The organism is Klebsiella pneumoniae subsp. pneumoniae HS11286 (assembly GCF_000240185.1).
Classification (GTDB): domain Bacteria; phylum Pseudomonadota; class Gammaproteobacteria; order Enterobacterales; family Enterobacteriaceae; genus Klebsiella; species Klebsiella pneumoniae.
The window spans coordinates 391,430-411,750 of record NC_016845.1 but is presented as its reverse complement, the minus strand read 5'-3'; the positions used below and the strand labels follow the sequence as shown (position 1 = coordinate 411,750).

The 20,321-nt window shown below is 58.5% G+C and carries 22 protein-coding genes; 16 read left to right on the top strand and 6 right to left on the bottom strand.

Annotation, left to right across the window (positions count from 1 at the left end; translation table 11 throughout):
- Nucleotides 1-22: 22 nt before the first annotated feature.
- The 5 genes from KPHS_03730 to KPHS_03690 all read left to right on the top strand — a co-directional run bounded on the left by KPHS_03730 (nt 23) and on the right by KPHS_03690 (nt 6,310).
- Nucleotides 23-1,324, top strand: a complete 1,302-nt coding sequence (locus KPHS_03730) for an anaerobic C4-dicarboxylate transporter (protein YP_005224673.1) — start codon at nt 23-25, stop codon at nt 1,322-1,324.
- A 124-nt stretch (nt 1,325-1,448) separates the two neighbouring features.
- Nucleotides 1,449-1,772 carry a divalent cation tolerance protein gene (locus KPHS_03720; protein YP_005224672.1) on the top strand — a complete coding sequence of 108 codons (324 nt, stop codon included), beginning with the start codon at nt 1,449-1,451 and terminating at the stop codon, nt 1,770-1,772.
- The gene (locus tag KPHS_03710; RefSeq protein YP_005224671.1) at nt 1,748-3,544 is read left to right on the top strand and encodes a thiol:disulfide interchange protein; all 1,797 of its coding nucleotides are present in this window, start codon (nt 1,748-1,750) and stop codon (nt 3,542-3,544) included. Before KPHS_03720 ends, KPHS_03710 begins: the two co-directional genes overlap by 25 nt.
- A 20-nt stretch (nt 3,545-3,564) precedes the next feature.
- Nucleotides 3,565-4,155, top strand: coding sequence for a putative TetR/AcrR family transcriptional regulator (locus tag KPHS_03700; RefSeq protein ID YP_005224670.1), 591 nt, complete (start codon nt 3,565-3,567; stop codon nt 4,153-4,155).
- A gap of 67 nt (nt 4,156-4,222) precedes the next feature.
- Nucleotides 4,223-6,310: a DUF1176 domain-containing protein gene (locus KPHS_03690; protein YP_005224669.1), complete on the top strand. Its 2,088-nt coding sequence runs from the start codon at nt 4,223-4,225 to the stop codon at nt 6,308-6,310.
- Between the two features lie 371 nt (nt 6,311-6,681).
- Here KPHS_03690 and KPHS_03680 read toward each other — a convergent pair whose 3' ends face one another.
- A complete protein-coding gene (locus KPHS_03680; protein YP_005224668.1) occupies nt 6,682-6,819 on the bottom strand; it encodes a hypothetical protein in 138 nt (45 codons plus the stop codon).
- A gap of 273 nt (nt 6,820-7,092) precedes the next feature.
- Nucleotides 7,093-7,305, bottom strand: coding sequence for a PerC family transcriptional regulator (locus KPHS_03670; RefSeq protein ID YP_005224667.1), 213 nt, complete (start codon nt 7,303-7,305; stop codon nt 7,093-7,095).
- Between the two features lie 272 nt (nt 7,306-7,577).
- Between KPHS_03670 and KPHS_03660 the strand changes: the two genes are divergently transcribed.
- Nucleotides 7,578-7,700: a hypothetical protein gene (locus KPHS_03660; RefSeq protein YP_005224666.1), complete on the top strand. Its 123-nt coding sequence runs from the start codon at nt 7,578-7,580 to the stop codon at nt 7,698-7,700.
- Here KPHS_03660 and KPHS_03650 read toward each other — a convergent pair.
- Nucleotides 7,695-8,261 carry a LuxR family transcriptional regulator gene (locus tag KPHS_03650; RefSeq protein YP_005224665.1) on the bottom strand — a complete coding sequence of 189 codons (567 nt, stop codon included), beginning with the start codon at nt 8,259-8,261 and terminating at the stop codon, nt 7,695-7,697. The two genes, KPHS_03660 and KPHS_03650, sit on opposite strands and share 6 nt — an antisense overlap.
- Nucleotides 8,262-8,894: 633 nt before the next feature.
- On the opposite strand from KPHS_03650, the gene KPHS_03640 reads away from it, so the two are divergent.
- Genes KPHS_03640 through KPHS_03610 form a run of 4 tightly spaced genes read left to right on the top strand, consistent with a single transcriptional unit; the run spans nt 8,895 to nt 15,136 of the window.
- Nucleotides 8,895-11,342, top strand: a complete 2,448-nt coding sequence (locus tag KPHS_03640) for a poly-beta-1,6 N-acetyl-D-glucosamine export porin PgaA (RefSeq protein YP_005224664.1) — start codon at nt 8,895-8,897, stop codon at nt 11,340-11,342.
- A gap of 8 nt (nt 11,343-11,350) precedes the next feature.
- Entirely contained in the window at nt 11,351-13,366 is a 2,016-nt protein-coding gene (locus KPHS_03630; RefSeq protein ID YP_005224663.1) for a putative polysaccharide deacetylase, read from the top strand.
- Nucleotides 13,359-14,687 (top strand): biofilm PGA synthesis N-glycosyltransferase PgaC, encoded by a 1,329-nt coding sequence (locus tag KPHS_03620; RefSeq protein ID YP_005224662.1) that lies wholly within the window; start codon nt 13,359-13,361, stop codon nt 14,685-14,687. Before KPHS_03630 ends, KPHS_03620 begins: the two co-directional genes overlap by 8 nt.
- Nucleotides 14,687-15,136, top strand: coding sequence for a hemin storage system HmsS protein (locus KPHS_03610; protein YP_005224661.1), 450 nt, complete (start codon nt 14,687-14,689; stop codon nt 15,134-15,136). The genes KPHS_03620 and KPHS_03610 overlap by 1 nt, the downstream gene beginning before the upstream one ends.
- 45 nt (nt 15,137-15,181) lie before the next feature.
- Here KPHS_03610 and KPHS_03600 read toward each other — a convergent pair whose 3' ends face one another.
- Nucleotides 15,182-15,967, bottom strand: coding sequence for a putative DSBA oxidoreductase (locus tag KPHS_03600; RefSeq protein YP_005224660.1), 786 nt, complete (start codon nt 15,965-15,967; stop codon nt 15,182-15,184).
- A 31-nt stretch (nt 15,968-15,998) separates the two neighbouring features.
- Here KPHS_03600 and KPHS_03590 point away from each other — a divergent pair, with 31 nt between their 5' ends.
- Both KPHS_03590 and KPHS_03580 read left to right on the top strand, forming a co-directional pair.
- Nucleotides 15,999-16,229, top strand: coding sequence for a hypothetical protein (locus KPHS_03590; protein ID YP_005224659.1), 231 nt, complete (start codon nt 15,999-16,001; stop codon nt 16,227-16,229).
- Nucleotides 16,193-16,876 (top strand): putative transmembrane protein, encoded by a 684-nt coding sequence (locus tag KPHS_03580; protein ID YP_005224658.1) that lies wholly within the window; start codon nt 16,193-16,195, stop codon nt 16,874-16,876. Before KPHS_03590 ends, KPHS_03580 begins: the two co-directional genes overlap by 37 nt.
- Here KPHS_03580 and KPHS_03570 read toward each other — a convergent pair.
- Nucleotides 16,833-16,946, bottom strand: coding sequence for a hypothetical protein (locus KPHS_03570; protein ID YP_005224657.1), 114 nt, complete (start codon nt 16,944-16,946; stop codon nt 16,833-16,835). The two genes, KPHS_03580 and KPHS_03570, sit on opposite strands and share 44 nt — an antisense overlap.
- A gap of 75 nt (nt 16,947-17,021) precedes the next feature.
- On the opposite strand from KPHS_03570, the gene KPHS_03560 reads away from it, so the two are divergent.
- From KPHS_03560 to KPHS_03530, 4 genes are all read left to right on the top strand, one after another.
- Entirely contained in the window at nt 17,022-17,939 is a 918-nt protein-coding gene (locus KPHS_03560; RefSeq protein ID YP_005224656.1) for a curved DNA-binding protein, read from the top strand.
- Complete coding sequence (locus tag KPHS_03550) at nt 17,939-18,244, top strand: chaperone-modulator protein CbpM (protein YP_005224655.1); 306 nt, start codon at nt 17,939-17,941, stop codon at nt 18,242-18,244. Before KPHS_03560 ends, KPHS_03550 begins: the two co-directional genes overlap by 1 nt.
- A 168-nt stretch (nt 18,245-18,412) precedes the next feature.
- Complete coding sequence (locus tag KPHS_03540; RefSeq protein YP_005224654.1) at nt 18,413-18,934, top strand: IS3 family transposase; 522 nt, start codon at nt 18,413-18,415, stop codon at nt 18,932-18,934.
- Between the two features lie 56 nt (nt 18,935-18,990).
- Nucleotides 18,991-19,776 (top strand): IS3 family transposase, encoded by a 786-nt coding sequence (locus tag KPHS_03530; protein YP_005224653.1) that lies wholly within the window; start codon nt 18,991-18,993, stop codon nt 19,774-19,776.
- A 165-nt stretch (nt 19,777-19,941) separates the two neighbouring features.
- Here KPHS_03530 and KPHS_03520 read toward each other — a convergent pair whose 3' ends face one another.
- On the bottom strand, nt 19,942-20,313 hold the full coding sequence (locus tag KPHS_03520; RefSeq protein YP_005224652.1) for a plasmid stable inheritance protein: 372 nt from the start codon (nt 20,311-20,313) through the stop codon (nt 19,942-19,944).
- Nucleotides 20,314-20,321 lie beyond the last annotated feature (8 nt).

The following is a 20,321-nucleotide window of genomic DNA, read 5'->3' as shown; positions in this document are numbered from 1 at the left end:
TTAAAAAACAAGGAAGGCATATATGTTTGGTGCAGAACTGGTTATTGTCCTGCTGGCGATTTATCTCGGCGCCCGGCTCGGCGGCATCGGTATCGGCTTTGCCGGTGGCCTTGGCGTCCTTGTCCTGACGCTTATTTTTCAAATTAAACCGGGTGCGATCCCCTTCGACGTTATTGAAATCATTATGGCGGTGATTGCCGCTATCGCCGCCATGCAGGTCGCCGGCGGGATGGATTACCTGGTCAGCCTCGCCGAACGGATGCTGCGCCGCCACCCGAAGTACATTACCTTCCTTGCCCCGCTGGTGACCTGGTTTATGACCGTGCTCGCTGGCACCGGCCATACCGCCTTCTCCACGCTGCCGGTGATCACCGAAGTTGCCAAAGAGCAAGGCATTCGTCCGTCTCGTCCACTGTCGATTGCGGTGGTGGCCTCCCAGATAGCGATCACCGCCTCGCCCATTTCCGCCGCAGTGGTCTTTTTCGCTGGTATCCTTGAACCGCTGGGCGTTAGCTATTTGACGCTGCTGGCCATCTGTATTCCGGTCACGCTGCTGGCGGTGATGCTCACCGCTATCGTCTGCAACTTCCTCGGCTGCGAACTGAAAGACGATCCGGTTTACCAGGAGCGGCTGGCCAAGGGGGAAGTCAGACTGCGCGGCAGCCAGGTATTTGAGCTGCAGCCGCACGCCAAACGTTCCGTTCTGCTGTTTTTGATCGGCATCGTGGCGGTGATGTTCTACGCCACGGCCATCAGCGATACCGTCGGCCTGATTAAGAACCCGGTGCTGCCGCGTAACGAGGCGATCGTGGTATTTATGCTGACCATCGCCACCCTGATTAGCATCACCTGTAAAATCGACACCGGCGAAGTGCTCAACGCCAGCACCTTTAAGTCCGGGATGAGCGCCTGCGTCTGCGTCCTCGGCGTCGCCTGGCTGGGAGATACCTTCGTTAAAGCGCATATCAGCGACATCCAGGCCGTGGCCGGCGATCTGCTGCACAATTACCCATGGCTGCTGGCGGTGGTACTGTTTTTCGCCGCCACGCTGCTCTACTCGCAGGCAGCCACCACCAAGGCGTTGATGCCTGCCGCGCTGCTGCTGGGCGTCAGCCCGCTGACGGCTATCGCCTCGTTTGCCGCGGTCTCGGCGCTGTTCGTTCTGCCGACCTACCCAACCCTGCTGGCGGCGGTAGAGATGGACGACACCGGCTCAACCCGCATTGGTAAATATGTCTTTAACCACGCCTTCCTGATCCCCGGCGTTATCGCTATCACGCTGTGCGTGATCCTCGGCTTTATCTTTGGCGGGATTATGCTGTAAATACCGCTGGCGGCGGGCCCACTACGGGCCCGCCTTCCGTTGCCCTCACTTTCCCCGCTCGTTACGTTAATATCCCCGCATCTTGCGTGTTATAGTGCCTCTTTTCGCTGATACGAGGTTCATGATGACTACGCCTGATGCTGTTGTTGTGCTCTGTACCGCGCCGGACGAAGCGACCGCCCAGGATCTGGCGGCAAAAGCGCTGGCGGAAAAGGTGGCAGCCTGCGCCACGCTGCTGCCGGGGGCTACCTCTCTGTATTACTGGGAAGGGAAACTCGAGCAGGAGTATGAAGTGCAGATGCTACTCAAAACTGACCTTGCCCATCAGCAGGCGCTGCTGGACTGCCTGAAGTCACACCACCCGTATCAAACCCCAGAACTGCTGGTTCTACCCGTCACGCATGGAGACAACGATTACCTCTCATGGCTTACCGCATCATTACGCTGATCCTGCTGCTGTGCAGCACATCAGCCACCGCCGGGTTATTCGACGCGCCGGGGCGCTCGAACTTCGTGCCTGCTGATCAAGCTTTCGCCTTTGACTTTCAGCAGCAACAGCATGACGTCAACCTGAGCTGGCAAATCAAGGATGGTTATTATCTTTATCGTCAACAGTTTACCTTCAGCGCCGCCGGGGCGACGATCGACGAACCGGCGCTGCCGGCGGGAGAGTGGCATGAAGATGAGTTTTACGGCAAAAGCGAGATCTTTCGCCAACGCCTGACCGTGCCGGTGACGGTGAAGGAGGCGGACAAAGAGGCTACTCTCACCGTCACCTGGCAGGGCTGCGCCGATGCCGGATTCTGTTATCCGCCGGAGACTAAAGTGATCCCGCTGAGCGCCGTGCGGGCGGCCTCAAACGACGCTCAGCCAACCGCCGCCGCGCCCGTGTCGTCGCTGAACCATCGTCCGGCCTTCAATCCGCCGCTGCCGGTTGAACCGCGCCCGATGGAGGAGAACGCCGTGCCGCAGGCGCCTGCCATGGCGCCGCCAGCAGACGTCCCCGCTCGTCTGCCCTTCACCGCCCTGTGGGCGCTGCTGATTGGCATTGGTATCGCCTTCACCCCCTGCGTGCTGCCGATGTACCCGCTGATTTCGGGCATCGTGCTGGGCGGAAAACAGCGGCTTTCCACCGCGCGCGCCCTGCTGCTGGCCTTTATTTACGTCCAGGGGATGGCCCTGACCTATACCGCGCTGGGGTTGGTGGTAGCCGCCGCCGGGCTGCAGTTCCAGGCGGCCCTGCAGCACCCATATGTCCTGGTCGGCCTGTCGGCGGTGTTTATACTGCTGGCGCTCTCCATGTTCGGCCTGTTCACGCTGCAGCTGCCGTCGTCGCTGCAGACCCGGCTGACGCTGCTCAGCAATAAGCGCCAGGGCGGCTCGCCCGGCGGGGTCTTTGCGATGGGCGCTATTGCCGGGCTGATCTGCTCCCCCTGCACTACCGCGCCGCTAAGCGCCATTCTGTTGTATATCGCCCAGAGCGGTAATCTGTGGCTGGGCGGCGGCACGCTGTACCTTTACGCGCTGGGCATGGGTCTGCCGTTGATCCTTGTGACCGTGTTTGGCAATCGCCTGCTGCCGAAAAGCGGCCCGTGGATGAGCCATGTGAAAACCGCCTTCGGGTTTGTGATCCTTGCCCTGCCCGTCTTCCTGCTGGAACGCATATTCGGCGACCAGTGGGGGTTACGGCTGTGGTCAATGCTCGGTGTCGCCTTCTTCAGCTGGGCGTTTATCACCTCGCTGGGCGCTACCCGGCCGTGGATGCGGCTGGTACAGATCATTCTGCTTGCCGCCGCGCTGGTCAGCGCGCGGCCTCTGCAGGACTGGGCGTTTGGCGCCCCGGCGGTCGAGCAGCAGGCGCACCTGGCCTTCACCCGCGTCAGCTCGGTGGCCGAGCTTGACCAGGCGCTGGCGCAGGCGAAAGGTCAACCGGTGATGCTCGATCTCTACGCCGACTGGTGCGTGGCCTGCAAAGAGTTTGAAAAATACACCTTTAGTTCACCTGACGTGCAGCAGGCGCTGAAAGGCACCGTGTTATTACAGGTTGATGTGACGAAGAACAGCCCGCAAGACGTCGCGCTGCTGAGACACCTGCAGGTGCTGGGTCTGCCGACGATCCTGTTCTTCAACGCTGAGGGTCAGGAACAGCCTGAGCGGCGAGTCACCGGCTTTATGGATGCCGCGGCATTCAGCGCCCATTTGCGCGATTGGCAAGCGTGAGCGACACTTTAGGAGGAAAGATGGAGGAGAACACCGTGCTACGTGAAGACGTCCTGGCAGAAGCCATTAAGATTCTTGAAATTGAAGGTATCGCCAACACGTCGCTGGAGATGGTCGCTGAGCGCGTGTCCTGCCCGACGAGCGACCTGAAACGCTTCTGGCCTGACCGCGAAGCGCTGCTGTACGACGCGCTTCGCTATCTGAGCCAGCAGGTGGATGCCTGGCGTCGTCAGCTCCTGCTGGACGAGACCTTAAGCGCAGAGCAAAAGCTGCTGGCACGCTATGCCGCACTCACCACCTGCGTAAGCAACCAGCGGTACCCGGGCTGCCTGTTTATCGCCGCCTGCACCTTCTACCCGGATCCTCAGCACCCCATTCACCAGCTGGCGGAACAGCAGAAGCAGGCTTCGCTGGCCTACACTCACGAGCTGCTGACTCAGCTGGAGGTGGATGACCCGGAAATGGTCGCCAAGCAGATGGAGCTGATTGTCGAGGGCTGTCTGAGCCGTCTGCTGGTCAAACGTAGCCAGACGGATGTGGATACCGCCCGGCGGCTGGCTGAAGATATTCTACGCTTCGCCCAGTGCCGTATGGGCGGCGCCTTGACCTGATTCTGATATCCTAACCGCCACGTCGCGCCTATAATTTCCCCCTCACTGATTGCTGACAGGGATTGATATGCGCGCGTTCTTCTGGGCTGCCTGGCTGGGCCTCTGCTCTACGCCCCTGCTGGCGGCTCCCCTGCAAGGTTTTTCCTTTGCACAAAAAGACTGGGAGCTCGCCTGCGATAATACCGGCGCCTGCCGGGCGGCGGGTTACGGCGTCCGCATGGGTGAGGTCAGCGTGCTGTTGACCCGCAACGCGGGCAGCGAACAGCACCTCACCGCCACGGTAACCTTTGCGCAAATCGAGCACGATATCCCCGCCGACTCCACCGCCAGCCTGCTGATCGACGACCGGGATTTTGGCGCGCTGGACGCTCTCGACGACAGCCACTTTCGCCTCGACAGCGATCAGACCACCGCCCTGCTACAGGCGTTAACGAATCAGCGCAAAATCGAATTCACCCTTAACGGCCAGCACCTGCCGCTTTCCAGCGCCGGCAGCCGCGAGGTGCTGGGTAAAATGGATGCGTTTCAGCGACGCACCGGCACCGCCGATGCGCTGCTGGATAAAGGCGATGCCGGCGACGATGCCATTTTGCCAGCCACTCCCGCCCCGGAAATTATCGCCGCCCCGGTTCTCCATAACGCGCAGCCAGTGCCGTTGAGTATGCTTCAGCGCCAGAAACTGCTGCCCATCCTGACGCCGCTGCTGAACCAGCGCTGCGACGACTGGCAGAATCAGGCCATTCCGGCGGCAGATCGCCAGATCACGCTGACCGCGCTGGATAAAACCCATTCTCTGGCGCAGGCGCTCTGCTGGCGAGCGCCCTATAACGACGGTTATGCCCTGTGGCTGGTCGATAACGCCCAGTTGAGCAAACCGCGGCTGCTCACTACCGAGGCCTCCAGCTACGCCGACGGCGCTATCGTCTTTTTGCACAAAGAACGGGGCATGGCCGACTGCGTCACCGGCGAGACGCGCGTTTGGGATGGTAAAACCTTTACCCCCAGCCTGAAGTACAGCACCGGTATGTGTCGGGAAATTACCCCGGGTGGCACTTGGATGCTGCCGACCTTTGTCAGCCAGGTGATCCCCAGGCAGCAGAAAGAGGCGGATAACCTGGCTCTGCGCACGTTGTATAACGCAGTGTTGAAAGCGCAAAAAAGCGATCCAGAATTGTCTCTGAATAAGGTCGCCGAGCAGTTTCCGTTAACCGGCCATATTACCGACTTCACGCTCACTTACGCCGACGATACGCTGATCACGACCAGTAAACCGTCCCCGGATATCAGCGATGATGAGTGGCAGGCGTTTCTGCGCTCCTCGATTAGCGCGGATTCAGAAAACGGCAAAGTCAGCTTTACCCTTATCGACCTCGACGGCGACGGCAAACGCGACCTGATTATCGACAGCTATGTGGGCGGCACCGGGCTCTTCAGCTACACCGGGGTGCTCAAGCGAGGTGATGATGATTTTGCCGCCGTCAACGGCAGCGACAGTGATAATGGTGATGATTTCGATGCCGGGGTGCCCGGCGCCCTCTTTTCCATTAATGGCCGCGGGGCTAACCAGTGGAACCACTGGGTCAAAATCAACGGCCAGGTGTATGCCCTGTGGTACAACGGCCAGTTTGGCGAAGATAACCTCTACCTGCTACGCCCGTTCAGCACCACCAGCCAGACGCCCGCGGTGACGGTTCGCTATCGCTATACGCTGAACAGCATCCGCTCCCCGGAGAAAGACCAGCCGCTGACCCCCAGCCTGAGCGACGGCGATAAAGCGGACCTGCTGCGCTCGCTGGAGGTAATGCAGGGCAGCCTGCTGAAAGACAGACCCGCCAGCGACAACGACGCGCCGATCTGCCCCATCCCGCCGGGCACCTCCGCTGACGAGGCGGATAACTACTACAGCGGCGTCGCCGTTAACTATATCTATGAGACGGTGGCCTATATTCCGGTCTGGCTGAACGGGAAGTGTTATATCGGCACCATTTTCAGCCATCATGGCGCCTATCGCCACGGCGTGGATGCGGAAATTACCCTGAGCTCGCCGCGTGAGGACGAGGAGGTCATTGGCGATTATCTCATCTCCGGACTACGCCACGTTATCGCCATTACCAGCGGCTGGAAAAGCCGCGAGGGCGATAACGGCATGCAGTGAAGTTAAGCCAAAACGCGCCTTTGAACGCAGAATTGCCGCAAAGATAAGCAATCGATAAGTAATTTAAGAAATTTGGTTGACGGGGTGGGCGGATTACGGTTTAATGCGCCCCGTTGCCCGGATAGCTCAGTCGGTAGAGCAGGGGATTGAAAATCCCCGTGTCCTTGGTTCGATTCCGAGTCCGGGCACCACTATTTAAAGAACCCGCCCAAAAGGCGGGTTTTTGCTTTTCTGCATCCGGACTCTTCATCGAACTCCGTTCGATTATTCGCCGCACAGCGGCTCACCCCTTCGGGGCCAGCGCGGCAAGCGCGCTGTTCAACGCCTGCGGCGTTAGTCCGAGTCCGGGCACCACTATTTAAAGAACCCGCCTAAAAGGCGGGTTTTTGCTTTTCTGCATCCGGACTCTTCATCGAACTCCGTTCTATCACCCGCTGCCCGGCGGCGCTGCGCTTGCGCGGGCCTACGCTGTTTGAACCAGCAGAGGACTCGTAGGCCGGATAAGGCATTTATGCCGCCATCCGGCACAACCGCAGGTACGGCGTCTGATGTGTATCACCCGGCGGCGCTGCGCTTGCGCGGGCCGGCGCTGTTTGAACCTGTGGGGGACCCGTAGGCCGGATAAGGCATTTATGCCGCCATCCGGCACAACCGCGGGTACGGTGTCTGATGTGTATCGCCCGGCGGCGCTGCGCTTGCGCGGGCCTACGCTGTTTGAACCTGTGGAGGACCCGCAGGCCGGATAAGGCGAAGCCGTCAGGCAAACGTCGTGAAGAAAGGCATTACTCGGCGGCCGTTTTCCCTTTGCCGGGCAGCCTGAATGCTTCGCCATAGGGCTTCGCAATGCCCATACGATATTGAGTCTCTTTCGCCGCCTGGTGGAGGTCGGCAAACTCCTCTTTCGGCGCCGGCGGACGTTGCGCCTTTTTCAGACACTGATTGCGATGGTGACGGATCCACTCTCGGTCCTCATCGTCCAGACAACGCTGCATCACCTCAATCCATCTGGATGCCGCCCGACGGTAGAGCCCGCATGCCTCTAATCGCTCAGCAATACTGTCCCTTATTCTCATCCACCTCGCTCCTCTGATGCTTTCACGATATCTCATGGTATTCCGACGCGTGAGTCGGAATACCATGGTAGTGTTAATTTATGACAAAACTATTCCTGTGCGGCGCAAGGAATATATTCATTATAATAATCGCTGTGCATAGCAAACCGCATTGGCGGTAAATACTTCCAAAGAGCTCCAGAATTATATGCCGAATGCCATCATCGATACCGCCGGGTATCGACGGTTGTACCTATCAATATCTATTTAATTTATTATATTTTCGTCAACAAATACCTTGCGATAACATCCATTCTCTGTACAGCGAAGCTTCATAACGAACGTTCGGTCTGCTCCAGCAGCTTATTTCGAAAGATAAATAAGCAAGCTTCATTAAAATTATCTAACCCCAACCGCTCATAAAGCGCAGTACGCTTGCGGTAAAGGCTTTTTAGTGACGTATTGAGATTGACGGCCACCTCCTCCATGGTCATCCCCGCCATGAGTAAACGTAACATTAACTGTTCAGACAAACTTAAGCGCAGATCGTCAAACCACTCTTTGGTCAGACGCTTGCTATTCATCTCCAGAAAAAGGCCAAATAATGTCGCCATATCCGCGGGTGATAATGACATGTTTAAAAACGATTTCAGGCTCAGTAAATGCTCTTCCCGATGGCGCATATCGAGGACGATACAACATATTCGCTTTCTGGATTTCGCCGCTGCCAGCACGAGATAATCGTAATGGCAAAGCGGCGAGCGGCTATCAACCAGCAGAGAGACTTCATCAACCTCATTATCTAAAATCGCTTTTCCGCTAGAATCTAACTGAATGATATCAGGAAAAAAATTCTTAACACCTTGAAAAAGATAGTAATCCTGGGTAACCAATATCATTAAAGTTGCCACAAATCGTCCCTTTAACATTTAATCAACAAATTCTCGTCAACCAGACGTTTTCCCTCCCCCTATGGAACGCTTCGCATGGCGGTGAAAATAACGAGACCTGTGATTTATCATTAGCGCGGCATCTGAATCTGGCTGTGAAAACCCTCCTTGCGTTCTGACAGGAAATAAACAGATTGATTATAAATAAAAAAAATCCACAGAAAAGATGCTTTTTTTGCTATTGAGAATTTTTGTCAGAAATCATCTTAAATATTGCCTAAAAAACTCTAACCCCAACTAAATATAAGCCACACCGCCATTTTGAAACAAAATTCCACCTGACTTTCTTTTTTATTTATATCAGTAGGTTAAAGAAATCAACTTGAACACTTCCGTTCGAATGAAGTCGATTTTACAGAATTATCTTAAAACGCAGACCATAATTTATCCATATTTATCGGTTGCCGTATCGGGTATAAATTACCCATTCATTCATCAACAGGAGATATGTTTATTAGTTTGCAATAGGTCATTCACCTGCAGTGCCAGTCAGCTAAATGGGACCATCCTCATCCTTTAACTCACCGTCAAAGGACGGTCGTGTTGTGCAATGGATTCTTGATGAACATATGGCAAATAGAAATGGAAAGATCACCTTATTCAAATACGTTATTGTTTAATCGCAACACGAAACTCTCGCTATCAATCGGCTTGCTTTTGCTCTTCCCGGCGCTGGTTCAGGGAGCGGATTCACTCTATGACCAGCAAATCTTGCAAGCGCGCCAAGGTCAGTACGCCCCCTTTCTCAGTTACCTTCAGCAGTACCAGCTGCGGCATGCCTTAACCCCTTCTCAGGTGGCGGACTGGCTGCAGGTGGCCCTCTGGGCCGGTCAGGACGATGAAGTGGTGAAAGTCTGGCGACGCTACCAGGTCTATATGCCGCTTCCCGCACGGGGCACCGCCGCCGCGGCGCAGGCCCTGCGCAACCAGAAGCAGTGGCAAACCTCGCTCACCCTCTGGCAGCAGGCACTCAGCCAGGCCCCTGGCAGCGACGACTATCGTATCGGCTATATCAAAACGCTCGCCGATGCCCGCAAGGACGGCGAGGCGCTCAGCGAAGCTCGTCGCCTGGTGGCGGAGCAGGCGAGCGTTGCGCACCTGCAGACGCTCTCCTATGTCTACCTGCGGCTGGGCAAAAGCTGGGACCAGCTGTTGGTGGACACGCAGATCCTCGATCGTGAACCGCAAAACAAAACCGCGCTGGCCAGCCTGATGGCGACCCTGACCCGCAACCGGATTGATTCCCCTGCTCTCGGCCTGGCGAATAGCGTCGAACTGACGCCTGCGGAAAAGCGTAACTTGCAGTTGAACGCCGCCGCCGAACTGGTGCGCCTTGCCGATACCCCTTCCCGCGAAGAAAAGGCGCGTTACGCGCTGGCCCGCACGGCGCTCACGCAGTATGACGCGATGATCGCCGCCTGGCACCCCGACCCACAGGCTGCGCCCGACATCATCCGGGCGCGTATTGATCGTCTGGGCGCGCTGTACGCCAGCGCCGAGTACGCGCAGGTCATCCGCGAATACCAAAGCCTGATCGCCCAGCAGCAGACCGTTCCCGACTGGGCCATCGGCTGGGTCATCTCCTCTTTTATCGCCCTTAAGCAAATTGAGCCTGCGCTGACGCTTATCCACCAGCATCCTTCGTGGCTGACAAGCCAACAGAATGAGGAACACGAGCTTTTCTACGCTCTGCTGGACACCGGTCAGTACCCGGCGGCGCAACGGTATGTTGCCCGCCTCACCAGGAATGCGCCCTACATCCGTCGTCTCTACGGCTCGCCAACGCCGCAGCCGAACGACGACTGGCTCACCGCACAGTCGCTTAACGTGCACTATTTAGCGGCTACCAACGACCTGCCGCAGGCCGAAGCCCGAATGCAGCGCCTGGCGGCGACGGCCCCTGGAAACCAGGGCCTGCAGATAGACTATGCCGCCCTTCTGCAGGAGAGAGGATTGCCACGGGCAGCCGAACGCCAGCTAAAAGCGGCGGAATCTCTGGAACCCGCCAGCCTGCAGCTGGAGCGCCAGCAGGCCTGGGTCGCCCTCGATCTGCAGGAGTGGCGGCAAATGGATCTGCTGGCTGACGACGTCGTCGCCCGCTCGCCACGGGATCTGAACACCCAGCGCCTGGCCAGAGCGCGCGAGATCCATCATCTCTCCGAGCTGCGCCTGAGCGTTGGCAAAGGGCTGCATTCCGACAACCCGGTGAGCGGCACGCACGACCTCAGTTTTGAGACGGCGATCTACAGCCCGCCGCTAGCCGACAGCTGGCGGTTGTTCGGCGGGCACCGCTTCGCTGAAGGCAATTTTGAAGAGGGGAAAGGCAGCCGTCGCCAGCTGTTTGCCGGTATTGAATGGCGTCCGCGCGACTACTGGGGCGAGCTTGAGCTCTCCAGCGTCAATTTTCACGACGAGAACAAGCCCGGCGTCCGCCTTTCCGCCGCCCATGACGTTAGCGATCGCTGGCAGCTGGGCGGCGAACTGGAGCGGATTTCGCAGCAGACGCCGCTGCGCGCGTTACGCAACGGCGTCAGCGCCAACCGCGGCGAAGGCTGGCTGCGCTGGTCTCCAAACGAACGCCGGGAGTACCGCTTCAGCGCGGCCGCCAGCCGGTTTACCGATCGCAACCGCCGCCAGGAGTACACCCTCTCCGGTAAAGAACGCCTCTGGCAAACCCCATGGTTAACGCTGGATTTGCAGCCCGGTCTGTCGGCCAGCGCCAATAGCCGCACCGACACCGCCTACTACAGTCCGGCACGGGACCTCGCCGCCACCGCGGCGCTGGCCGTCGATCACACGCTTTACCAGCGCTATGACACCGTCTGGAGCCAGCAGTTACTGGCCGGCGGCGGCAGCTACTGGCAAAAAAATCACGCCGCCGGGGCGATCACGGTGCTGGGTTACGGGCAGCGCCTGCGCTGGAACAACGTCGTCGACACCGGGCTGATGCTGAACTGGGATAAGCGCCCCTACGACGGCAAACGTGAAAACAACCTCGCCATCACTCTTGATGCAAATATACGGTTTTAAGGATGACCATGCTGAACACGACCCTGCGCAACGGCCCGATGCTTCTCATCTGGCTGTGCCTTATCTTCAGCGTGCGTGCTGAGGAAGTCCCCTTCCTCGCCCCGCAGCAGCGCCCCCAACTGGAGGCCAATCAACCCTGGCCGGCGGATCGCTTTCTGGTGCTGGCCTACCATGACGTCGAAGACGATGCCGCCGACCAGCGTTATCTTTCGGTGCGCACCAGCGCACTCAATGAGCAGATCGCCTGGCTGCTGCATAACGGCTACCATGCGATTAGCGTTCAGGACATTCTCGATGCGCATTATGGCTTAAAGTCGCTGCCGCCCAAGGCTTTTCTCCTCAGTTTTGACGATGGTTACAGCAGCTTTTACACCCGCGTATGGCCGCTGCTTAAAGCCTGGAACGTCCCGGCGCTGTGGGCACCGGTGGGCAGCTGGGTGGACACTCCCGCTGGTCAGCCCGTTAATTTTGGCGGCCTGATGACGCCGCGCGAGCGCTTCGCTACCTGGGAGATGGTGCGCGAGCTCAGCCGCTCGCCGCTGGTGGAGATCGGCGCTCACACCTGGGCCTCGCACTACGGTCTGCCGGCCAATCCGCAGGGCAGCCGCGAGCCTGCCGCCGCCAACCGCGGCTGGGATAAAACCACCGGCCGCTATGAAAGCGACGCGCAGTTTACCCGGCGAATGACAGATGACGTGCAGAAAGTGACGGCGAAAATCCATGAGGTTGCCGGGAAAACGCCGCGCGCCTGGGTGTGGCCCTACGGCGCCGCCAGCGGCAGCACCCTGACTATCGCCAAACAGCAAGGGTATCAGCTGGCGTTTACGCTGAACGACGGCCTGGGCAACGTGAAGGATCTGGACAATATTCCACGCCTGCTGATCGCCGGTAACCCGTCGCTCAAGGCCTTTGCCAGCGCCGTGACCCAGATTCAGGAAGCCGATCCTGTTCGGGTGATGCATGTGGATCTGGACTATGTCTATGACCCCAATCCCGTCCAGCAGGCAAAGAATATCGATAAGCTGGTGCAGCGCGTCTATGACATGAAAATCAGCCACGTCTTTCTGCAGGCCTTCTCCGACCCGCAGGGCGACGGCACGGTCAAGTCGCTCTATTTCCCCAACCGCTGGCTGCCGATGCGCGCCGACCTGTTTAACTTCGTCTCCTGGCAGTTGCAGACCCGCGGCAATGTGAAGGTTTATGCCTGGATGCCGGTGCTGGCCTTCGATCTTGCCTCAGATCTGCCGCGCGTTCAGCGCTGGGATCCGCAAACCGGGAAGGCGTTACTTGCCCGCCAGCCGTACGTCCGTCTGTCGCCCTGGGATCCCCGGGTTCGCCAGCAGATCACCGACATCTACGAAGATCTGGCCCGACACGCCAGCTTCAGCGGGATTCTGTTTCACGACGACGCCGTGTTGACCGATTTTGAAGACGTGAGCCCGGAGGCGGTCGCCGCCTGGCGGCAGACGGGTATGGCGCACGATGCCGCCCCGGTGCCCCAACGTCCGCAAGAGCGCCAGGCATGGATGCGTTTCAAAAGCCAAACCCTGACCCGCTTCACTCTGGATCTACGCCAGGCAGTGCAGGCCATCCGCGGCCCGCAGGTGAAAACGGCGCGTAATCTCTTCGCCCTGCCGATCCTGGAGCCGCAAAGCGAAGCCTGGTTTGCGCAGAATCTGGATGACTTCCTTGCCGCCTATGACTGGACGGTCCCCATGGCGATGCCGCTGATGGAGTCCGTGCCGATCGACGCCAGCCAGGCCTGGCTGACGCGGCTGGTGCAGGCCGTCGCCCGCCACCCGGGCGCGCTGAAGAAAACCATCTTTGAACTGCAGGCCAGAGACTGGAATCGACGCCAGCAAAACGCCATTCCCGACCAGCAGCTGGCGGACTGGATGCGTTTGCTGCGGCTGAACGGCGTCAAAAACTACGGCTACTACCCTGACGATTTTATTAACAACCAGCCTGATATCTCTCGTATCAGGCCGCAATTTTCTTCCTGGTGGTACCCTGACCATGACTGATCGCATTATCGCATTGTGCATTTTATGCCTCGTATTCGGGCTGCCGTTAGGTGTCGCAGCGGTATTTACCGGCGAGCTTATCCTCGACTTTGTCTTTTTCTGGCCGCTGTTTATGTCAGTGTTGTGGATCACCGGGGGTCTCTACTTCTGGTTTCAGCTGGAACGTCACTGGCCGTGGGGGGAGGATACCCCGCCGCCGACGCTGCCGGGCAATCCACTGATCTCGATCCTGATCCCCTGCTTTAACGAGGAGAAAAACGCCCGGGAAACCATCAGCGCAGCGCTGGCCCAGCGTTACGCCAATCTTGAAGTGATCGCGATTAACGACGGCTCTTCGGACAACACCGCCCAGGTGCTCCAGCAGCTGGCGCAGGAGGAGCCGAGGCTGCGGGTGATCCATCTGGCCGCCAATCAGGGAAAAGCGGTGGCGCTCAAAGCGGGCGCCGCCGCCGCCCGCGGCGATCTGCTGGTCTGCATCGATGGCGACGCCCTGCTGGACCGGGATACCGCGGCCTGGCTGGTCGCGCCGTTGATCCATTATCCGCACGTCGGGGCGGTCACCGGCAATCCGCGGATCCGCACCCGATCCACGCTGATCGGCCGCATTCAGGTTGGGGAGTTCTCGTCGATCATTGGGCTTATCAAACGGACGCAGCGGATCTATGGCCGGGTCTTTACCGTCTCCGGCGTAATCGCCGCCTTCCGGCGCCAGGCGCTGGCGGACGTCGGCTACTGGAGCCCGGATATGATCACTGAAGATATTGATATCAGCTGGAAGCTTCAGCTCCGCCACTGGGACATCTTTTTCGAGCCGCGAGCGCTGTGCTGGATCCTGATGCCGGAGACCCTCAAAGGGTTATGGAAGCAGCGTCTGCGCTGGGCCCAGGGCGGCGCCGAAGTCTTTCTGGTCAATCTGCGCCGCCTGTTTCACTGGCAGCATCACCGGATGTGGCCGCTGTTTCTGGAGTATGCCTGCTCCACGCTGTGGGCCTTTGCCTACGCGATCACCATTCTGCTGTTTATCCTCAGCCGCCTGATGCCGCTGCCTGACAATCTGGCGGTGCATAGCCTGTTTCCACCGGAATTCACCGGCATGCTGCTCGGCCTGATGTGCCTGCTGCAGTTCGTCGCCAGCCTGTATATCGAGCGGCGCTATGAGAAAAAGGTCGCCAAATCGCTGTTCTGGGTGATCTGGTTCCCGATGGTCTACTGGATGATCGGCCTGCTGACCACGCTGGTCGCTTTTCCGAAAGTGATGGTGAAACGTCAACGTTCCCGCGCGCGCTGGGTGAGTCCGGACCGGGGAAAAGGAAGCCTGTGATGAATGAAAATACGCTCATCTTAACCGAACATCGGGTGCTGCCCCGGCTGGTCGACGCCGGCTTAACGCTGCTGGCCTGGCTCGGTTTTCTGTTCTTTCTGTACGCCAATTTGCTGATGCAGTTCATCGCGCCGCCCTCTCCGCGCTGGGAATCGCTGATGGACTCCCTGAATACGGCGCTGGTGTATCTGCTGATTGCCGCGCTGAACGGCTGGCTGTTGATCCTCTGGTATCACTACAACCGGCGCCGCGCCCATACCCGGCGTCATACCGCGGTGCTCGCTCTGCGCGACGATGAGCTGGCGAGCAGCTTTAACGTCGCGCCGCAGATTATCTCGGAGATGAGCCGCTATAATTTGCTCACCGTTTACCACGATCAAATCGGGCAGATTATTGATTTAAAAAGCCACGCGTTACCGCCGCCGCAGGAAGAGAGCGATGACGCATGAGAGCAAGGCCGCCGTCGGCGGCCTGGACAGGTAATACGCCGGGGATTAGCCGCCGGCTTTTTTGATGGCGGCTTCCAGCGAGGCTTTGTCTGCCAGCCCCGGGAAGACGGTGATGCTGGCTTCCGTGGCGCCGGTGGTCGGCATCACGATCACGCCCGGCGTGCCGCTCAGACCAATCTCCTGCGCCAGATCGTTAATGCTCTGCAGCACCGGTTCGACGTCGGCGGCCTTCTTCGCATCAAAGCCGGCTTTCTTCGCCTGCTGCTGGATATCCGCCGTCGTCAGCTTGCCTTCGTTATGGCCGGTAGCGTAAATCCCGTTATGGTAGGCCAGATAGGCATCCGCCCCTTTCTGTTGATAGATCTGCAGGCCGGTTTTTGCCGCCTCCAGCGAGCTTTCCCAGCGGCCGCCGAAAATCGGCCACTCTTTGAAGGCGAAGCGGGTCTGCGGGTGCGCTTTAATCACCTGCTCCATCACCGGCGCCAGACGGCTGCAGTAGACGCACTGGTAGTCGAAGAATTCGATCACCGTGACTTTGCCGTTGGCCGGGCCGTAGGTCGGGGTATTTTTATCCTGGGTCAACACGGCGGCGTTCTTCAGCACCGCCTGAGTGGCCGCGCTGGCCTGCTGCTCAGCCTGAATTTGCTGCAGTTTCTGGCTCGCCTGCAGCAGGACTTCCGGGTGGGCGACCAGATAGTCGGCGGCGATTTTGCCGATTTTCGCCTCCTGTTCCGGGGTGAAAGTCGCCGGCGCGTCAGCGGCAGAGGCCATCGCCGGCAGTAAGACAGCGCTCAGCAGGGCGACAGAGAGGTATTTCTTGTGGCCAGACATAGTGGGGATCCTTGCGATAAGTGAACGGCAGGTGAGTCTGGGTGACAAAATATCACCCTTTTTCGCCGAAGCCTTGCCCAACGGCGCCTTGATTCGTAACTTTATTTTTCAGGCTCTCTCTTTCCCGCGCGATAGCGCAGGTCTGCGCCAGTGGTCAACGCGGCCCAGGCGGAGTACCCTGCGCAGCGGTTTTTCTTGCTCTTTTTTCAGGTGGTTTCTCTCGATATGTATGCATTTCTTCAACAATGGGACATGGCAGTGATTATGCTGCAGATTGTCGCCATCGACTTACTGCTGGGTGGCGACAATGCCGTGGTGATCGCCATGGCCTGCCGCAAACTGCCGCCGCAGAAACGCACCAAAGCGATCATCATCGGTACCGTGGGCGCCATCCTGGCGCGCGTTCTGCTGCTGGCGATCGCTTTGTATCTCCTGTCGCTGCCGTGGCTGAAAATAGTCGGCGCGCTGCTCCTGCTGTGGATTGGCATCAAGCTGGTCAGGAATGAGGAAGAAGAGAGCGAGGTTAGCAGCTCTGGCAGCCTGTGGCGCACCGCGATCACCATCACCGTTGCCGATGTGATTATGTCGCTGGATAACGTACTGGCGGTAGCTGCTGCGGGGAAAGGGCACATTGCGCTGGTCGCCCTCGGCGTGGCGATCAGCATTCCGGTTATTGTCGCCGGCAGCAAGCTGGTGCTGGTCCTGCTCACCCGCTTTCCCACGGTGGTGCTGCTGGGCGGGATGCTCATCGGCTGGATTGCCGGGTCAATGCTGGTCAGCGACCCTACCATTCGCCAGCTGTTTCCCAGCGCCGGCGAGGGCACCGCGCGCCTGGCTGGCGCCGTCGGCGCGCTGCTGGTGCTATTCACCGGATGGCGCCGCCGCCCACGGCCGCAGGCGAAGGACTAATCTTATCCACGGCGCCGTCGACCCCGACGGCGTCAAGTTTCCGCCACTTTTCTTCCCCGTCAGGGCGCATTTGCCCTACGCTTTATACTGACGCCTGTTCCAGGGAATATGTAACCACCGCACTGAGCATAGATGAGAAAAAATCATGGAATTGAAGGATTATTATGCCATTCTCGGGGTGCAACCAACCGACGATCTGAAAACCATCAAGACCGCCTACCGCCGCCTGGCGCGCAAATATCACCCCGACGTCAGTAAAGAAAACGATGCCGAAGCCAAATTTAAGGATCTCGCCGAAGCCTGGGAAGTCCTGAAAGATGAGCAACGGCGCGCCGAATACGATCAGCTCTGGCAGCATCGCAACGATCCCGGCTTCGGTCGCCAGCGACAGACCCACGAGCAGAGCTACAGTCAGCAAGATTTCGACGACATCTTCTCCTCCATGTTTGGCCAGCAGGCGCATCAGCGTCGTCGTCAACACGCGGCGCGCGGCCACGATCTGGAGATCGAAGTGGCGGTGTTCCTTGAAGAGACGCTGGCCGAGCAGACGCGCACCATCAGCTATAACCTGCCGGTGTACAACGTGTTTGGCATGATCGAAAGCGAAACGCCGAAAACGCTGAATGTGAAGATCCCCGCCGGGGTAGTCGATGGTCAGCGTATCCGCCTGAAAGGCCAGGGGACGCCGGGGGAGAATGGCGGCCCGAACGGCGATCTGTGGCTGGTTATCCACATCGCCCCGCATCCGCTATTCGATATTGTCGGTCATAACCTGGAGATCGTCCTGCCGCTGGCGCCATGGGAGGCCGCGCTGGGCGCGAAAGTGACGGTGCCCACCCTGAAAGAGAGCATTCTGCTGACGGTGCCACCGGGCAGTCAGGCAGGGCAGCGACTGCGTATCAAAGGGAAAGGACTCGTGAGCAAAACCCACACCGGCGATTTGTTCGCCGTTATTAAAATAGTGATGCCGCCAAAACCAGATGAAAAAGCGCGTGAGCTCTGGCAACAATTGGCCGCCGCCGAAGCCAGCTTCGATCCGCGTAAGACATGGGGGAAAGCCTGATGGCTACAGTAACAGTGACGTTTACCATTACCGAATTGTGCCTGCGTACCGGGGTGTCGGAAGAGGAGCTGACGGAGATCGTCGGCTTAGGGATGATTGAGCCACACCAGCCGCAGGCGGACACCTGGCTGTTCGACGACAGCGCGGTGACGATCGTGCATCGCGCGGTACGCCTGCGTAACGAGCTGGAGCTGGACTGGCCGGGAATTGCGGTGGCGCTGACCCTGCTGGATGAGAACGCGCGGCTGACCCGCGAAAATCGCCTGCTGCAGCAGCGCCTGGCGCGCTTCCTCGCCCACGGATAGGGCCGACATTCCGGGTCGTGGCGTTCCGTCTTCGCGCCGGGTGGCGGCTACGCCTTACCCGGCCTACAAATGGCACTGGACCCACCATTACACTGGATCCGTAGGCCCGCGCAAGCGTATGGACTGCACCCCAAAAGTTGGACACCCAACTGAGTAAGGTGCAATTTTATGGCTAAACCAAAGTATTCCCCTGAAACAAAACTGGCTGTGGTTAATCATTATTTGTCCGGTAAAGACGGAGAACAGAGTACAGCCGACCTTTTTGGTATTGAAAGAACATCTGTCCGTCGCTGGGTCAGGGCATGGCAGTTCCACGGTGCAGAAGGCCTGACTGCAAAAAATAATCATTATTCCGATGAATTTAAACTCGTGGTCGTCCGGGCGGTTATCAGTGACCGCCTGACGATGCGTGAAGCGGCTGCCCGGTTTAATCTCTCCGCAGAAATACTTGTCCGGCGCTGGCTCGACGTGTACAACGATGCCGGAGCGGAAGGTCTTTTAAACATACAATGCGGACGGCCCGGAAAAATGACAAAGCCAAAAAATATCCCACCACTAACAGATAAAGAGCTGGAAAAACTCTCCCCCGAAGAACTCAGGGCCGAACTGCGTTATCTGCGGGCAGAGAATGCCTATCTAAAAAAGTTGAAAGCCTTGGTTCAGAGCGAAAAAAATGGCAAAAAGCCCTGATAATCAGTGAACTAAGGCATGAACACGCTCTGCGGGACCTTCTGCGGGCGGCCGGTATGTCCCGTAGCACGTGGTATTACAATATGAATGCACTGAAGCAAGGGGACAGGTATGCGGGTCTTAAAGAGAACATCAGGAAGATATACCACTATCACAAAGGTCGTTATGGCTACCGCAGGATCACGCTCGCACTGAGAAAACAGGGGCTGCGGATAAACCATAAAACAGTGCAGCGGCTGATGGCAGAACTGTCACTCCGGTCTGTGATAAGGGCGAAAAAATATCGTGCCTGGAAAGGGAGAACGGGCGAGGCCGCGCCCAATATCCTGAGCCGGAACTTCGGTGCGTCAAAAGCCAACGAAAAATGGGTAACAGATGTGACAGAGTTCCCGGTACAGGGAAAAAAGCTTTACCTGTCGTCAGTTCTCGATCTGTTTAACCGGGAGGTTATCGCCTACAGCCTGTCGGAAAGGCCGGTGATGGAGATGGTGAATACGATGCTGGACGGTGCGTTCCCGAAGCTCAGACCGGGAGATGCTCCGCTGCTGCACTCGGATCAGGGCTGGCATTACAGGATGAGGAGCTATCAGGAACGTTTAAAGGCGCATGGGATGACGCAGAGTATGTCGCGTAAAGGAAACTGCCTGGATAATGCAGTGATGGAAAACTTCTTCGGGACCCTGAAATCGGAGTGTTTTTATCTGAGGGAGTTCAGGAGTGTCAGTGCGCTAAGAAAAGCCGTAGAGGACTATATCCATTACTACAACAACGAGCGGATAAGCCTGAAATTAAAAGGCCTGAGTCCGGTAGAGTACCGAACCCAGGCTCTGAGAGCCGCTTAATATGAACCATCCAACTTTATGGGGTCAGTCCAGTAGCGCCGCCGGGCATGGCCCCAGCCAGGGAGCCGCCTGTATGCCGGGTGGCGGCTACGCCATACCCGGCATACAAACTAAGCGCAGCGCAAGCCGGGGAGTTTCCCGGGTCGCGCAAACCGGGAATAGCGCTTAATCCGGTAACGAACCGGCGAGATTACGCGCGGAGACGCTCTCGCTCACCGGCGCGGGCGGCTCCGGCGCCTTAGCCGGGGCGGCTGTTGGCGCGGCTGCCGGGGCGGGAGAGGCCGGCTGGATCTCAAGGAACGAGGCCAGCATCTTACGCAGCGTTTCCGGTTTAGTATCTTCCGCCAGCAGCGCCGCCAGCATCGACGGCAAGCGGCTATCGACTTCCCCTAACGCCAGCCCCGCCAGCAGCGCGGTACGCGACATATCGCCGCGGTCGCCACGGTGATGGGCCTCAATTTTTGCGTCCGCGAAGCGCTCGCTGGCGCTGATATCCGGGCGCAGGTAAATCAGCACTTTTCTGCGATCCAGAGTCATAGACGCTC